Genomic DNA, 14,883 nt, shown 5'->3' with positions numbered 1-14,883 from the left:
CTGCCGGGTGCTGAATCTTCGGGTGGTGGGTGAGGTGTCTGCCGAGGTGTCGGGTGTTGAGGCGTTGGGGCCCGGGCTGCTGGGTGGGAAGGTCGTTGTCATCTCTGGGGTCGGGCCCGGTTTGGGACGTGGGCTGGCGATTCAGTGCGCCAAGGTTGGGGCGGACGTCGTCCTTGCTGCGCGCAATGAGAAGCGGCTTGCCGACGTCGCCGAGGAGGTCGAGGGGGTCGGGCGACGGGCTGTCACCGTCCCTACCGACATCACCGATCCGGCGGCCTGTGAGCGGCTGGCGGACGTGGCCCGCGAGACCTTCGGGCGCGTGGACGGCCTGGTCAACAACGCGTTCGCGACACCGCCGCTGACCGACCTCACCAAGGTCGACCTCGACGCGGTACGGGCCGGTTTCGAGACGAACCTGCTGGCCGCGCTGCGCCTCACCCGCCTGTTCGTCCCCATGCTGGAAGAGTCCCGCGGCTCCGTCGTCATGATCAACTCAGCGGTGCTGCGGCACTCGCGGCGGACGTTCGGTGCGTACAAGATGGCCAAGGCGGCGCTGCTCGCGATGGCGCAGAACCTGTCGACGGAGCTGGGGCCGCGCGGTGTCCGGGTCAACACGATCGCGCCCGGATACATCTGGGCCGACAACCTGAAGTGGTATTTCGACCACCTCGCCAAGAAGCGGGGCGTCCCGGCGCAGCAGGTGTACGACGAGAACGCCGCGACCACCGATCTGCGCAGGCTGCCCGAGCCGGACGAGGTCGCCGACGCCGTGGTGTTCATGCTGTCGCCGCTGGCCCGCGCGATCACCGGCCAGTGCCTGGACGTCAATTCCGGCGAATGGCACCACTGAGCACCCATCGCATCCCCGGGAAGGCGTCGATGAGTACAGGACGCGACAGCGTCGGCACGGTCGAGGATCTCCATGCCTCCGCCGCCAGGGTAACCGGCCTGGACGACTTCGGCGACGGCGCGTACCTGGCCGGGTTGAGGGTCCTGCTGGAGTCCCTTGCCGAGGACGCCGGGCTGACCCCGCTCGGCAACAAGGCGCAGCGCGCGATGCTGCGCGGTGCCCTGGTCGCCCGGCAGTTCTCCGAGGCGGCGTGGCGGCGGAACCCCGGGCACGCCGACGTCGCGGTGGAGCGTCCGATCTTCGTGACCGGGCTGCCGCGCACCGGCACGACCGCGCTGCACCGGCTGCTCACCGCCGACCCCGCCCACCAGGGCCTCGACCTCTGGCTGGCCGAGGTGCCGCAACCGCGCCCGCCTCGCGAGACCTGGGCGGACGACCCGGTCTTCCAAGCGATCGACGCCGGATACCGCTGGCATCACGTCGAGAATCCCGAGTTCATGGGCGTCCACTACATCTCGGCGGACACGGTCGAGGAGTGCTGGCAGCTCCTGCGGCAGAGCATGCAGTCGATCTCGTTCGAGTGCCTGGCGCACGTCCCGGCCTACTCGTCCTGGCTCGCCGAACAGGACTGGGCGCCCGCCTACCGCAGGCATCGCCGCAACCTGCAGCTCATCGGCCTGAACGATGCGGGACGGCGGTGGGTGCTGAAGAACCCCAGCCACCTGTTCGCCCTGGACGCGCTGCTGGAGGTCTACCCGGACGCGCTGATCGTCCAGACGCACCGGGCGCCCCGTACCGCGATGGCGTCCATGTGCAGCCTCGCCGCGCACGCCACCGCGGGCTGGTCGGACGTGTTCACCGGCGCGACCATCGGCCGTGACCAGCTCGACCTGTGGAGCCGCGGCCTCGACCGGTTCCGGAGCGAGCGGGCCCGGCATGATCCGGCGCAGTTCGCGGACGTGCGGTATGACGACTTCGTCCGCGACCCGATCGGGACGGTGGAGGGCGTCTACCGCCATTTCGGCCTGCCGTTCACCGACGCCGCGCGGAGGGCTATGACGGATCTGCACCGCGAAAGCGCCTCCGGGGCTGCCAAACCGGCGCATCGGTACGCGCTGCAAGATTTCGGGCTGACCGGCGAACAGGTCGACGCTCGTTTCGCCGACTATGCCGCTGACCTGCGCCTCTAGCCTTTCGAGGGGTCGGCGCTCAGCTCGGCCAGGTGGTGCAGCGAGTTGATGAGATGCTCGGGGCCGAACGGCGGGAACGTGAGGTATTCGCGGATGGACGGTGGCACCGCCGACCAGTCGTAGGTGAGCGTGACCTCGGTCTCGGACGGGCCGCGCGGTGCGAGGTCGTAGCGCCAGAACCAGCCGCCGAACTCCAGACGGCCGTCGTCGTCCTCCGTCCCCGTGAACCAGCCGATGGCGCGCGGCGGGTCAAGCACGTGGACCTTGTTGGCGGTCCGGTAGCCGCCGTTGGGATGGTTCGGGTGATGCATGTCCATCCGGAATATCTGCCCCACCTCGGTCAGCGGCGCCTGGTCGGCGGATTGCTGGACCCAGCCGGTGCCGTCGATCGAGGCATGCGTCGTCGGGTCCGCCAGCACGGCGAACACCCTCGCGGCGGGCACGCTGAACACCAGGGTGGCGCTCACGTTCTCCTCGACCATCGTGCGCACGCTCCTCGTGATCTCGTCTCGGGCTTCCCCCGCAGACGCGGAAGGGACATTGTCACTATGTAGACGATCCGGTGAGGCGAAACTCATCGGACGCGAAGCCGACCCGAGGCAGGCGGCGGGTCGTGCGCGGTCGTGTGGCGCGGCGGCCGTGCTGTGCCGCGGTCGTGCTGTGCCGCGGTCGTGCTGTGCCGCGGTCGTGCTGTGCCGCGGTCGTGCTGTGCCGCGGTCGTGCTGTGCCGCGGTCGTGCTGTGCCGCGGTCGTGCTGTGCCGCGGTCGCGCGGCGCCGGGGCCGTGCCGTGGGCGTGCGGGTGGCGGCTTATCGGCTAGGGGGCTGGGTAGGGGCCCTTCCAGCCGGTTCTCTCATCGAGGGGCCGGACATGGGGCGGGCGACGAATCGGCCCGCGGAGTGCGTACCAGGGGACGAGACCGATGACCGAACCGCTCCCGCCGACCCGCAGAAACCGCGCGAGCCTGACGTACAAAGTGCGTTATGCCGCGCAGAATCCGGATCGCATCAAGTCATACCTGGCACGGGTGACCAGGGACCTCAAATTCCGGCTTTCCAGCCGCGACCACGTCGCCTACTACCGGGCCGTGATGAGATCCGACACGGCCAAGAACCCGGAGGCCGCGGTCGGGAGCCGCAGCCACGAACGCTGGCTTGCGCTCGGCCAGATGCAGTTCGACTACCTGCGCAAACACGGCCTCAAGCCGGACGACCGCGTCCTGGAGATCGGCTGCGGCAACCTGCGGGCCGGGTGGCGCTTCATCGACTACCTCGACGCCGGGAACTACTACGGCATCGACATCTCCCCGGACATCCTGCTCGCCGCGCAGAACACGCTCGTCCGTCAGGAACTGCGTGAGAAACTGCCGCACCTGACGCTGGTCGACGACCTGACGCTGCAGTTCCTCCCATCCAAGCACTTCTCCGTCGTCCACGCGCACAGCGTGTTCAGCCACTCGCCCATCGAGGTGATCGACCAATGCCTCGCCAACGTCGGCCGCGTTCTCGCACCCGACGGCTTCTTCGACTTCACCTTCGACCGCACCGAGGGGACCGAGCATCACGTCCTCCGCGAGGATTTCTACTACCGCACCGAAACGCTGATCTCCCTCGCCGAGCGGCACGGTTTCGCCGCTCGCTTCATGGACGACTGGGAAGAACTCCCGCACGGCCAATCCAAAATCCGCGTAACCCACCCCGAATGACCGACGCATAACCGTCATGCAGGCCGCGCGCACCAGGAGGGGCGGGGGCTACGCCTGATCTGTTGCGGGCGGCGATGTTCACCCCGGGTGCAGCGTGCCCGCGCCCGCGCGGGTTATGGGAGGGCCGTCCAGAACTGCCAGTGATGGCCCTCCGGGTCGGCGGCGAGGTAGCGGCGGTGGCCGTGCGCGTTCTCCGGCTCGGTGATGATCTCGGCGCCGTGCTCGCGGGCGTGTTCGCAATGCTTGTCGACGTCGTCGACCATCACGTACAGGCTCTGCGTGGACGCTCCGCCCAGCGCCGCAGGCGTCGTCGAGACGCCCGCCTCGGACGGGCCGATGGCCATGATGACTCCCTCGCCCAGGCACAACTCGGCGTGCTCGATCCGCCCGTCCGGTGCGACGTACCGCGTCCGCTCGGTCAGGCCGAACACCCGCACCAGCCAGTCCAGGCTGCGGACGTCCGCGTAGTACAGCATCGGCGTGATCTGCGGGTAGTCCCCGGTCTCGCCGGCGGTGGTGAGCGTCTCGACCGGCACCTCCAGCGCGGCGGCCAGGGCCGTCACCGTCTCGGCCGACATCGACCCCTCCTCCGCCCGCTGGACGGTACGGACCGCGACACCGGCCGCCTCAGCCAGTTGTTCCTGCGTGAGCGCACGCCGCACCCGCAACCGGCGAACCCGCGCCCCTGCCGACCTCTCCTGCACCGCGACCTCCCATGTCCGTACGGTTCGTCCAACCAGGGTGCCCACGGTCTCAGCAGGCAGCCCGGCACACCACGCCCGCGAGCCGACACTTTCCCGCCATCCGGACGATGGACGCCCGTCCCGCCCTGGCGGCGCGTTCTGGGCCGCCCCCGAGGCAAGGCCCACCAACACCTGTGCCGGGAGCCGCCGACCCGATATTGTTTGGTAGCAAACGACATTGCCGGAGGGTGACGTCCCAGGGCGTCCGTCCCTCCGGCCACTGTCCCGCTACCACGCCAAGGAGGCGCCGCATGGACCTCGACATGCGCTTCTTCCCCGTGCCCGGCACGCATCCCGTCAGCACCGACCTCGTCGGCCTGCGCGCCAACTTCCACTACGGATCCGGCAACGTGCTGCAACAGCACTACGCGGACGAGTCGACCATGGTGTGGACCGGCATGTCCGGCGACTTCACCGGCGTGCAGCAGACGGAGCCGACGCTGCGCGTCTTCAAGATCGGCCCGGCGCAGTACTTCATCACCTGGTACGAGGCCGGGACGGTCGCCACGGCCGCGCACGGCCAGGTCTTCGACCAGGGCTATCCGATCGCGGTGATCGCGGACTTCCACCGGCTCGTCGCGACCGCCGCCTACACCAACCCGCGCGAGGACGGCGGCCAGTACTTCCTCGTCGACCAGGCCACGATCGAGATCCTCGAAGACCCGCAGGGACTCATCGACTCGATCGCCCGGGAGATCCCCCGTCCAGCATGAGGAACCACATGCTGGCGTGAAGGCCGACGGCCACCGCACGACTGTGCGAGGTACGTACGAACTCAACTGAGCCCAGTGGCCGTACTTGCCAGCGAAGAGGTGCCCGGGGGCTGACCCGCTTGCGTGGCGGACGAGATTGAGGAGTTACTCGCGCGGATCGGCTTGCCCGGCCGGCGCCCGCGACGCATCCGCTCCGCTACGGACAGGGGAGCCGAGCCAAGGCGCCGTGTAGCCGCCGTACTCGCCTGAGCGTTCGCGACTCGGAATCCGATACACGGAGAATGCAGTCGATTGCTGGACAGCCCGCTCGCTCACGTTTGGGGATTTGGGTCACAGCTGTAGAAAGCCTCCGCCGCCGGGCCGGATAAGGCCGTCACCAATCAGCTGCAACAGCGCCTTTGGCGTCTAGCTGGCGGAGGAGGGAGCGGTTGTCTGTGCGCACCCATTCTTCGACGATGCGGCCCTGGGCGTCGAAGCGGAAGATGTTGATCAGGTCGAAGACGACGCGTTCGCCGTTGGGTGGCAGCGGGCCCGCCGGCGACTGGCTGAACGTGCGGGCGAAAGTGCCTTCGATCCAGGTCTGGCAGGCCAGGTGGTCGCCTTCCGCCACCACGATCCCGCGCCGGATCGACCGGTCGTCGAACGCCTCGCGCACTGCCGCGAAGTAGTCGCTCAGGCCGTCGAAGTCGGACTCGAAGCCGTCTGGCCCGTGGAAGCGGAACTTCTCCGTGTCGAAGTACGACGCGGCCTCGGTGAGGTCCTCGCCCGACACCTCCAGCTCCCCGGCGCGGACCAGGCGCGCTACGAGTTCATCTCTGGTGAATTGCTGTGTCGTCGTCATGTCATCCAGGCTGCCCGCCGTAAGCCATGTTGTCTAACGATGGTTTGGCATCCTTTGCATGAGGAATGCGCATGGTAGCGTCCGGGCATGGCCGAGTTCACTCTTACTGGCCTGCGCATCGTTCACCAGGTCGCCGCCACCGGGTCGTTCACGCGGGCCGCCGAGTCGCTCGGCTACACGCAGTCGGCCGTTTCTCGCCAGGTCGCCGCCATGGAGGCGGCGGCCGGAGCGCCGATCTTCGACCGCGGGCGGCGGGGCGTGGCGCTCACTCCGGCGGGGCAGGTGCTCGTCCGGCGTGCGACGGAGATCCTCGCCGACCTGGCCACGACCGAGCTGGAGCTCGCCGGGCTGCGTGACCGGCTCGCGGGCCGCCTCACGGTCGGTGCCTATCCCACCGCCGCGATGGCGCTGGTCCCGCAGGCGATCGCGCGGGTGGCGTCCGGCCATCCGGGGCTCGCCGTGGTCCTGGACGAGGCCTCGACGCCCGCCCTGCTCCGGCGGCTGCGGGCGGGGCGGCTGGAGGTGGCGGTCATCGGGGTCGGCCACGGCCTGCCGGACTACGACCTGAGCGACCTCCGGCAGACCACGGTCCTTCAGGGGGATCTTCTGGTGGCCGTTCCGGACACGCACCGGTTCGCGAGCCACGCCGCCGTCACCGTGGCGGACCTGGCCCAAGAGCAGTGGATCGCGGGGGACGGCGCGTCCGGCGAGCCGCAGTTCGGTGCCTGGCCGACCCTGTCCAGCCCGCGGATCGCCCGCACCGCGCGCAGCTGGTCGACGCGTCTCGGGCTGGTCGCGGCCGGGCTGGGCATCACGGTCGTCCCCACCCTGGCGCTCCCAGCCCTGCCAGCGGGCCTGCGAGCCGTGGCCGTCACCGACAGCGGCTGGACCGGGCGTGCGACCGTCGCCGTGACTCGGCCGCGGCCGTCGGCCCAGGCGCAGGCGATGATGACGGCTTTGCAGGACGAGGCCGCTCGCCTTCGCCGCACTTGAATGCTCAGGCGTTGCTCCCTGGCTGCTGCCCGTTCCCCCCTCCTGCCGGTGTTCGCCTCCATCGCGATCGAAGAATGGCCGCGGGCGGTAGTGGGGTCGTCCTGTCTAGTCAGCAGGTGCTTCGGTATGGGACTTCGGGGATGTGTGCTCTCCAGGTCGCTTCGGACAGGGGGCCGAACTGCGCGCAGAGAGCGGTTTTGATTTTGTCGGGGGCGATCCGGTGGGTGCGGAGCCGGCCGCGGGTGTCGATGGCGATGATGGCCGAGCTGTCCGGAGTGAAGGCCAGCCGCCCGATCATGGGGGCGCCGTAGTCCTTCTTGTCGCGGTAGAAACCGGTGAGCGGTGCGCCGAGGGCTTGACCTCGGGTGAGGTCCCACAGCCGGATCTGGTTCGTCATCTCGTCCGCGACGGCCAGGAGGCGCCCATCGGGGGAGAAGGCCGCCGGAGCGTGCGGTCCGGTGCTGGCGAGGGTGATGTCGGCGACGTGCCGGAGCGACCGTCCGTCCCAGAGCGCGATCTTTCCGTCGGGGTTCTTCGCCGCGACGAGGCCGTTCCTGTTCACGGCCAAGGGCATGCCGACCGCGAAATTCGGGGCGGCCAGCCGCCTGCCGGTGGCGGCTTCGACGACGCCCTGGTCCGGGGCGGACACCACCGTCCGGCTGTCACCGCTGAAAAGGATCCGGACGCCGCCGGTCTGGTGCTCCGCCTCGATCCGGTCCTGTCCTCCCGCGGGCGGCTGCCCGTTGGACGCGGAGAGCCGGGCTCCCGAGGCGATGTCCCACAATTCGAGCAGGCTCGCCCGGCCGGTCGCGTTGGTGAGCACGGCGAGTGACCTGCCATCGGGAGAGATCGCGATCTGAACGGTGTCTCCGGTGAAGGGTTCGTACTCCAGGTGGCGGCGCGTCTTCAGGGTGGTCTTCCGTGTTTTGGAGCGGACGTCCCAGATCTCGATGTCCCCGTTCGCATGGGCCTTTGCCAGCAGCCGCCCGTCCGTGGACAGTTCGCCTCTCACTACCGGGCTGTTTCCTTGGAACGGCAGCGATCCTCGGCGCGCCTGCTTGATGGGGTTCCACATTTCTACGTTGGACGAGGTCCGTACGACCCCTGCGAGAGTCGAACCGTCCTGGCTCAGCAGAGGGTTGCCGACGAGGTTGCGCTGCCCGAATATCTCGACCGGGTCGAGAATCGCGCCCAGCGACACCACGGTGACGACGTTGTCGAAGCTGATGCAGCGGAGCGTCCGGTCCCCGGGGCCGAACGTTCCGGCGCGGCAACCGGGGTCGGAGTATTTGAAGGTCGGCTGCCGGTCGGTGATCCACGAGGAAAGGTCCTGGGTGTCCCAGACCGAGCCCTGGAGAGTCACATATCGTCCACCAGAACTGAAGGCCAGGTTCTCGCCGATGGCGGGTTCCGGGACCTTCTGGAATGCCATTTGTGATGGGTTGGGTTCGTCGAACGGCCCGACCCACAGTTCGTCGCCCTGGTGCAGGGCGATGAGCGTGCCGTCAGGGCTGAGTGCCAGGTTCGAGATCCGTTCCTTGCCCGGGACGAGGCGGAGCGTGCGCGCCTTGCGGCCCGCCTCCAGGTCCCAGAGGTCCACCTCAGGTCCATGGGTGGTGACCAGGTACTTGTCGTCTGGTGTGAAGTCCACCATCCCCATCGCGTACGGGATCGTCAGCAGCGGCTTTCCGGACGTGGTGTCCCGCACGCTCATACCGTCGGACTCGGCGACCAGCAGCCGCTTGCCGTGCCTGTCGAGTTGCTGGATCGGGGTGGGGGCCCGGAGACTCGCGGGGAACCGCCGTCCGGTCATCGTGTCGTAGATCCCGATCGTGTGATCCCTCAGGACCAGCGACAGGACCTTGCCGTCCGCGCTGAGCGACACGATGCCCGCGGACGGGGACCGGGTGTCGAGCGGCTCGCCCGGGAACCGGAACGACGAGATCACCCGGCGCGCGTCGATGTCGGCGACCTTCACCTCGTTGCCGCGGACGTACACCCGCAGGTGGCCGGTCCGGTCGGCGGCCGAGCGCCAGGTCCGGTCGATCCCGGGCGGACGATAGGTGTACTGAACCGGCTGGTTGTCCGTGGTCAGCAGCGCGTTCCTGGCCTCGTAGCCGCCGGGCGACAGGCTCGCCGCGGCGACCGCGAACTGCCGGGCGGTGGCCGGGTCGGTGTGGCGCAGCGTGGCGGCCACGGCCGCGATCCGGGTGCCGACCGCCCGGTCGCGCTGCTGGACGACGGTGTCCCGCTGCCGGGCGACGGTACGGCCCTGGGCGACCGCGAACCCGGCCGTCGCCGTGGCGACGACCAGCAGGATCGCAAGCGCGGCGCTCACCAGCGTGCGGTTACGGTTCCTGCGCCGGGCCGCGCGCACCGAGTGATCGAGGAAGGTGCGTTCGAGCGGGTTGAGCGCGAGATGGCGGTGGCCGGCGACGGCACGGGTGACGGCCTCGTCCAGCGGCGTGCCCTGCAGCAGGTCACCGGTCTTGCGGCCGTGATCGTTCCAGCGCCGCGCGCCGTCGGTGAGCCGATGGTGGCCTGCGAGGGCGTCGCGCTCGTCGTCCACCCATTCCCGCAGCCTGGGCCAGGCGCGGACGAGGGCGGGTGTCGCCAGGCTGACCGCGTCGCCCTCGCGCACCAGCAGGCCGGCCTCACACAATCCATCGAGGGCCTGTTGGACGCTTTCCGCGCTTGTTTCGGTGTCGTTGAGCTCTTCTGCGGTGACCTGCCGGAATGCGTGGTCGGCGTCCGAGGCGGTGATGATCATCCGCAGCAGCATGCGCGGCACCACGGCCTGCGCTTCCGGGGCGAGCCGGGCGTATGCGTCCTCCGCGACCTCGCCCAGTGATGGGCGGACGGAGCCCGCCGGCAGACCACCCGCGGCGCGGGTGCCCGCCTCCAGCCGCGAGTCCGCGTGCTCGTCGCCGAGCAGGCCCTCCAGCAGTTCCATGGCGCTGGGCCGCTGTTCCGGATCCCGCGACAACGCCTTTCCGGTGAGGGAACGCAACGGCTCCGGCAGCACGCCCAGATCAATGTCCTTGTTGCGGATCTGGAAGGCCAGCGCGGGGAGGGTGTCGGCGTCGAACGGCGGCCGGGCGGTCGCCGCGAACAAGACGATCGCGCCCCACGCCCACACGTCGACGGCCGGTGAGGCGTGCTCTCCCTGGAACAGTTCCGGGGCCATCCATCGCGGAGTGCCCTTGATCTGCCCGGTCGCGCTCCGCGTCATTTCCTCGGTACGCGCGATGCCGAAATCGATGACGCGCGGGCCATCGGGCCCCAGCAGCACGTTCGCCGGCTTCAGATCCCGGTGCGTCACGCCCGCGCGGTGGATCGACGCCAGCGCGGTCGCGACGCCGATCGCCAGCCGGAAAAGCTCCCCGGAATCGTACGGGCCGTTCTCTTCCACCCAGGTCCGCAGATCCGGGCCCGGTACGTATTCGCTGACCAGATAGGGCTGGACGTCATCGAGACCGACCTCGATGATCCGCGCCGTGCAGAACGGCGCCACCCGTCCGAGCGCCTCCACCTCCCGGCCCAGCTGGTCGCGGAACGCGTCGCCGACCCGGTCGCCGCGCAGCGCCTTCACCGCCACCCGGCCGCCCGCGCCGTCATATCCCTCGTAGACGACGCCCTGGCCACCGGCGCCGAGCCGTCCCGCGAGCCAGTACGAACCGAGCTGCCGAGGATCACCTGAGAGCAAGGGGTCAGCCATCACGTCCCGCCCATGGACTCGTCAATCGCCACCGCTATAGACGCCGCCGACCACCCGCCAGTTCTGAAGAAATCACCGCATCGCCGAGCCGGACGGCGCCGTCGCAGGCGGAGTGGTGGTCAGGGGAAGACGGTTCCGATCTGGCTGAACTGCCAGCCGGCGGATTCGGTCTGGACGAGACGGACCCATACCGTCCAGCCGGTGCCTATCTGGTCGGCGAGTTCCGTGGGGACCGGCAGGGTCATGTCCTGCGGAGCGTCGTCATAGGACGTGAACAGGAGGTCGCCGCTCCCGACCCTCGGCGGCCATGGCCGCGGACGCGCCGGCGGGTCCCCAGGACGGGCATTCCTCGGTGGTGATCGGGGTGAAGGCGGGCGCCGGCGGGCCGGGAGTGACGATGTCGCTGAAGCCCCATTCATAGTGGGCGAAGGCGACGCTCAGCCCGAGACGGGGGTCGTCGGTATCGGTGACGAGCGGTTCGAAGCCGTCGAAGTCGACGTACTTCCACTCGCCGCCCTCGTCGTCGACCAGCGGGCCGGTCAGGTCGTAGACGTCGCCGGAATCGGGGTCGGTCCATGTGCCGGGCAATTCGGCGGCGTAGCGGGTGGGCGAGCCCGGACCCATCGCGCGGTGCGCGTCGAGGTTCCAGATCCGGGCGAATCCGTAGCCGTCGGCGGCCACCACCCTGGGTCGGCCGCCCAGGAGCGAATAGGCGACCGAATCGATGCCGAGGGTACGGCCGTCCGTGAGGGGCATTCCTATCTGCTCGCCTGTGCGTGCGTCCCAGACGCGCACGCTGTAATCGGAGCTGCCGCTGATGATGATCGGGACGCCGTCCGGCGCGGCGAGGGCCACGGACCGGACCGCCCCGGTATGGCCGGTCATCGTGGGGCCGATCTGCCGGCCGGTCGGCAGGTCCCACAGCCGCAGGGTGTGATCGTCGCTGCCGCTGACGGCGACGGGCCGGCCGTCGAGCATGCCCACGGCCACCGCGCGGACCGGTTCGGTGTGCCCGGTCAGGGGCCGTCCATGCCGCCCGCCCTTGGACAGGTCCCAGACCCGGACGGTGTTGTCCTCGCCGCCGGTGACCGCGATGGTCCGCTGGGCGAGCACGCCGACCGCCACCGCCCGCACCACGGATTCGTGGCCGGTCAGCGGCGCGCCGACCGGGGTGCCGTCGGCCAGGTCCCACACGCGGACGGTCCGGTCGTAGGCGCCGGTCACCGCGATCGAACGTTCGCCGAGCACACCGCAGGCCACCGCGTAGATCGAACCCCTGGCGTTGTACCTGACGTAGCGAGGCTCGGCGGGCCGCTCGGTCCGCCCGTGCCCGGTCAGCTCCCAGATCGTCAGGTCGCCGTGGCCCCGGACGGCGACGGGCCGCCCGTCCAGGGTCCCGAACGCCAGCGACCAGACCGAGATCGAGGACTCGCCCTCCAGCGGCGGGCCGATCTGCCGGTGGGACGCCAGATCCCAGAGGCGGACCAGGTGGTCGGGCCCGTCGCTGATCACGACCGGCCGCCCGTCCACCAGGCCGCAGTCCACGACCCGCACGGGCGCGCCGGGGCCGCCCAGCGCCGGGACGATCTGCGCACCGAACGGAAGGGGCACGAACCCGTCGCTTTCAGAATGCGGATAGCCCGGCATCACCCCTCCGATCGCGCGGATCAGAATCCCGACCGGGCAAAGATACCGACCTCCGGCGATGCTGTTGAGACACTGGGAATCTGTTGATCCGCTTGTCGGCGGAGCCGGCACGCGGGCACATTGGAGACCCTTCATCGGGAGGGAGCCCCGAGCCGATGCGTGCACCCGCAGGCCAAGGCGAAAGCGGCTGGACCAGGCACTGCAGCGTCTTCGCCTGCGACATCGCCGCATTCTCGGGACGGCCGAACGATACGCAGGCCAGGCTGCGCGGCGAGTTGTACGCCGCGCTGGAAAAGAGTTTCGACGCGTCCGACCTGCCCTGGCACCTCTGCTACCGGGAGGACCGCGGGGACGGAGCCATCATCGTCCCGCACCAGGAACACCAGCCGCTGCGGCTCGTCCATCCGCTGGCGGACCATTTGCGCGGCGCATTGCGCTGGTACAACAAGCACTCCACGAAGGACGCGCGGATGCGCCTCCGCGTCGCCCTGCACGCGGGGCTCGTGCGTTCCGACGACAACGGCATCGTCGGCGACACCGTCAACCACGTCGCGCGCCTCCTGGACGCCCCCGCGTTCAAGCGCGAGTTCGGCTCCTCGTCCGCGCCGCTCGGCCTGGTGGTCTCCGACCCGTTCTACCGCGAGGTGATCCAGGGCTGGCCCGGCGCGGTCGACCCCGGCGAATTCCGGCGCATCGAGGTCGATGTGAAAGAGACCCGTGCCGTCGGCTGGCTGCATCTCCGCGAACCGGCAAGAGCCGGGTCGGGTGGGGGTGGTCTGGCAGCCGCCGACTCCGCCTTCCTCGGACGATGGGAGTGCAGGCAGGTCAACGACCCGGGCGATCCGTACGGCGTGATCGACTTCCGCCCCGACGAGAGATTCACCTTCCGCATTCTCCGGCTGAAGGACACGTGGTCGACCTACAGCGCACGCGCGCTGCTCGGTGAAATCAGCGGCGAATGGCGCGTTGGGCGGGCAGACCCCGACCGGCCGCCGAGGCTCGAAATGAGGGTCACCGATCTGGCCAATCCGCTCTGGAGCTTCCTCCGGTCCGCCGGTCGTGTCATTCCCGTCCTGGGGAATCGCGTCCGGAACGTACTCGACGACGACGAGCTCATCGATTACGACGTCGTCCGGGTGACGGCCGACGAGCTCGAAATGGAGTCGACCGGCAGCGGCGGCAGGACGTCCAGAGAAATCTGGAAACGGCTGGCCTGAGAGGGCCGTCCGTCCGCGTCATCGGCCCTTTGGGGCGGGTGGTGCGGTGCCGAGGGCGAGGACGGCCGCCAGGGCGGCCGCTGCGGTGAGCGCGAGGAACATGTTCGGGTAGCCGCCGAGTACGGCTGCGAGGGCGGCTCCGGCGAAGGGCGCGGTGGCGCTGGCGGTGGTGATGGGGGCGGCGAGGATTCCGGACAGGGAGCCGTAGGCGGCGGTGCCCCAGCGGTCGGAGACGGCGGTGGCCTGGAGGAGCGTGGCTATGCCGCGGGTCATCCCGGCGAGGAAGGCAACGGTGATGAGCAGGGCGATCGGGCCGGGGATCAGGGCGAGGGCGGCGGTGGTCGCGGCCGACAGGGCCAGAATCGCCACGGTGCGGGCGCGGACGCCGGTGCGGCGGGCCAGCGTGCGGTAGCCGAGGCGTCCGGCGACCTGGCCGACGCCGCCGAGGCCGAGCGCCCAGGCGGCGAGGCTGGCGTCGGCTCCGCGCGAGGTGAGCAGCGGGATGAGGTTGACCACGACCGCGAACGCGGTGAAGGCCGACAGGGTCAGCGCTGCGGTGAGGAGGAGGAACGGCCGGGTGCCCACGGTGCTCCACACGGCGGCGCGTCCTGTGGCGTGGCTTTTGGCGGGGGCGTTGGGGTGCGTCGCGCCATCATGTGGTGGGGGCAAGGGGCGGCGCAGGGCCAGCCAGTGCAGCGGGATGGTCACCACGGCGAGGACGACGGCCAGCGTCAGGTAGGTCCCGCGCCACGACAGCTGGGACGACAGCGCGTCGGTGAGCGGCGCGAACACGGTGCTGGCGAGTCCGGCGGCGAGGGTGAGGGTCGTCAGGGCGGTGACGTGCCGGGGTGCGTAGTAGCGGGTGAGCGCGGCGAACGCGGGCTGGTAGAGGACGGCGGCCATCGACGCACCGGCCAGCAGCCAGCAGGCGGTGAACCACCACAGGTTCGGTGCCGCCGCCAGCCCCAGGACCGACAGCACCGCCAGCGCCGACCCGCCGGTCATCAGCGCGCGCGGGCCGCGGCGGTCCAAAGCGCGGCCGACCGGTATGCCGCCCAGCGCGGCCACGATCAGGGCGGCGGAGAACGCGGCGGTGATGGCGCCGGTGGACCAGCCGGTGTCGCGGGTGATCGCGGGAGCCAGGACGGGGAAGGCGTAGTACAGCACGCCCCAGCTGGTGATCTCGGTGACGCACAGCGCGGCCAGCGGGCTGTTCACCGCCCGCCGGGCGTGGTCACGCACCGACCGGGCACCGGCGGGCGGTGCC

The 14,883-nt window shown here is 70.1% G+C and carries 13 protein-coding genes; 6 read left to right on the top strand and 7 right to left on the bottom strand.

Translation table 11 applies throughout. The features are described from left to right. The first annotated feature begins 22 nt into the window (after positions 1–22). A complete protein-coding gene (locus ACH34S_RS09275) occupies positions 23–850 on the top strand; it encodes an SDR family oxidoreductase (protein ID WP_395952063.1) in 828 nt (275 codons plus the stop codon). A 29-nt stretch (positions 851–879) separates the two neighbouring features. After that, on the top strand, positions 880–2,040 hold the full coding sequence (locus tag ACH34S_RS09270; protein ID WP_395952062.1) for a sulfotransferase family protein: 1,161 nt from the start codon (positions 880–882) through the stop codon (positions 2,038–2,040). Here ACH34S_RS09270 and ACH34S_RS09265 read toward each other — a convergent pair. Further along, a complete protein-coding gene (locus tag ACH34S_RS09265; protein ID WP_395952061.1) occupies positions 2,037–2,522 on the bottom strand; it encodes a hypothetical protein in 486 nt (161 codons plus the stop codon). The genes ACH34S_RS09270 and ACH34S_RS09265 overlap by 4 nt on opposite strands. 439 nt (positions 2,523–2,961) lie before the next feature. Between ACH34S_RS09265 and ACH34S_RS09260 the strand changes: the two genes are divergently transcribed. Beyond that, positions 2,962–3,744 carry a class I SAM-dependent DNA methyltransferase gene (locus ACH34S_RS09260; protein ID WP_395952060.1) on the top strand — a complete coding sequence of 261 codons (783 nt, stop codon included), beginning with the start codon at positions 2,962–2,964 and terminating at the stop codon, positions 3,742–3,744. A 113-nt stretch (positions 3,745–3,857) separates the two neighbouring features. Here the strand turns inward: ACH34S_RS09260 and ACH34S_RS09255 are convergent, their stop codons facing one another. Next, on the bottom strand, positions 3,858–4,448 hold the full coding sequence (locus ACH34S_RS09255; RefSeq protein WP_395952059.1) for a VOC family protein: 591 nt from the start codon (positions 4,446–4,448) through the stop codon (positions 3,858–3,860). Between the two features lie 290 nt (positions 4,449–4,738). Between ACH34S_RS09255 and ACH34S_RS09250 the strand changes: the two genes are divergently transcribed. Next, positions 4,739–5,200, top strand: coding sequence for a MoaF C-terminal domain-containing protein (locus tag ACH34S_RS09250; protein WP_395952058.1), 462 nt, complete (start codon positions 4,739–4,741; stop codon positions 5,198–5,200). Positions 5,201–5,573: 373 nt separating this feature from the next. On the opposite strand, the gene ACH34S_RS09245 is transcribed toward ACH34S_RS09250, so the two are convergent. After that, entirely contained in the window at positions 5,574–6,041 is a 468-nt protein-coding gene (locus tag ACH34S_RS09245) for an ester cyclase (protein ID WP_395952057.1), read from the bottom strand. An 87-nt stretch (positions 6,042–6,128) separates the two neighbouring features. Here ACH34S_RS09245 and ACH34S_RS09240 point away from each other — a divergent pair, with 87 nt between their 5' ends. Next, positions 6,129–7,034 carry a LysR family transcriptional regulator gene (locus ACH34S_RS09240; RefSeq protein ID WP_395952056.1) on the top strand — a complete coding sequence of 302 codons (906 nt, stop codon included), beginning with the start codon at positions 6,129–6,131 and terminating at the stop codon, positions 7,032–7,034. A 109-nt stretch (positions 7,035–7,143) separates the two neighbouring features. Here the strand turns inward: ACH34S_RS09240 and ACH34S_RS09235 are convergent, their stop codons facing one another. The 3 genes from ACH34S_RS09235 to ACH34S_RS09225 form a co-directional block, all read right to left on the bottom strand. Then, positions 7,144–10,752: a protein kinase gene (locus ACH34S_RS09235; protein ID WP_395952055.1), complete on the bottom strand. Its 3,609-nt coding sequence runs from the start codon at positions 10,750–10,752 to the stop codon at positions 7,144–7,146. A 119-nt stretch (positions 10,753–10,871) separates the two neighbouring features. Further along, positions 10,872–10,997, bottom strand: coding sequence for a hypothetical protein (locus ACH34S_RS09230; protein ID WP_395952054.1), 126 nt, complete (start codon positions 10,995–10,997; stop codon positions 10,872–10,874). 16 nt (positions 10,998–11,013) lie between these two features. Then, positions 11,014–12,399, bottom strand: a complete 1,386-nt coding sequence (locus ACH34S_RS09225) for a WD40 repeat domain-containing protein (protein ID WP_395952053.1) — start codon at positions 12,397–12,399, stop codon at positions 11,014–11,016. 155 nt (positions 12,400–12,554) lie between these two features. Between ACH34S_RS09225 and ACH34S_RS09220 the strand changes: the two genes are divergently transcribed. Continuing rightward, entirely contained in the window at positions 12,555–13,616 is a 1,062-nt protein-coding gene (locus tag ACH34S_RS09220; RefSeq protein ID WP_395952052.1) for a hypothetical protein, read from the top strand. Positions 13,617–13,634: 18 nt separating this feature from the next. On the opposite strand, the gene ACH34S_RS09215 is transcribed toward ACH34S_RS09220, so the two are convergent. Next, positions 13,635–14,858, bottom strand: coding sequence for an MFS transporter (locus ACH34S_RS09215; RefSeq protein ID WP_395952051.1), 1,224 nt, complete (start codon positions 14,856–14,858; stop codon positions 13,635–13,637). Positions 14,859–14,883 lie beyond the last annotated feature (25 nt).

The organism is Actinomadura sp. 3N508 (assembly GCF_044326375.1).
GTDB lineage: Bacteria > Actinomycetota > Actinomycetes > Streptosporangiales > Streptosporangiaceae > Spirillospora.
The sequence above is the reverse complement of the archived record's forward strand: the minus strand, read 5'-3'. Positions and strand labels throughout refer to the sequence as shown.

Coding starts and splice junctions, on each gene's coding strand:
- ACH34S_RS09270 (WP_395952062.1), top strand. CDS start 880: ATGAGTACAGGACGCGACAGCGTCGGCACGGTCGAGGATCTCCATGCC.
- ACH34S_RS09265 (WP_395952061.1), bottom strand. CDS start 2,522: ATGGTCGAGGAGAACGTGAGCGCCACCCTGGTGTTCAGCGTGCCCGCC.
- ACH34S_RS09260 (WP_395952060.1), top strand. CDS start 2,962: ATGACCGAACCGCTCCCGCCGACCCGCAGAAACCGCGCGAGCCTGACG.
- ACH34S_RS09250 (WP_395952058.1), top strand. CDS start 4,739: ATGGACCTCGACATGCGCTTCTTCCCCGTGCCCGGCACGCATCCCGTC.
- ACH34S_RS09245 (WP_395952057.1), bottom strand. CDS start 6,041: ATGACGACGACACAGCAATTCACCAGAGATGAACTCGTAGCGCGCCTG.
- ACH34S_RS09240 (WP_395952056.1), top strand. CDS start 6,129: ATGGCCGAGTTCACTCTTACTGGCCTGCGCATCGTTCACCAGGTCGCC.
- ACH34S_RS09235 (WP_395952055.1), bottom strand. CDS start 10,752: ATGGCTGACCCCTTGCTCTCAGGTGATCCTCGGCAGCTCGGTTCGTAC.
- ACH34S_RS09230 (WP_395952054.1), bottom strand. CDS start 10,997: ATGACCCTGCCGGTCCCCACGGAACTCGCCGACCAGATAGGCACCGGC.
- ACH34S_RS09225 (WP_395952053.1), bottom strand. CDS start 12,399: ATGCCGGGCTATCCGCATTCTGAAAGCGACGGGTTCGTGCCCCTTCCG.
- ACH34S_RS09220 (WP_395952052.1), top strand. CDS start 12,555: ATGCGTGCACCCGCAGGCCAAGGCGAAAGCGGCTGGACCAGGCACTGC.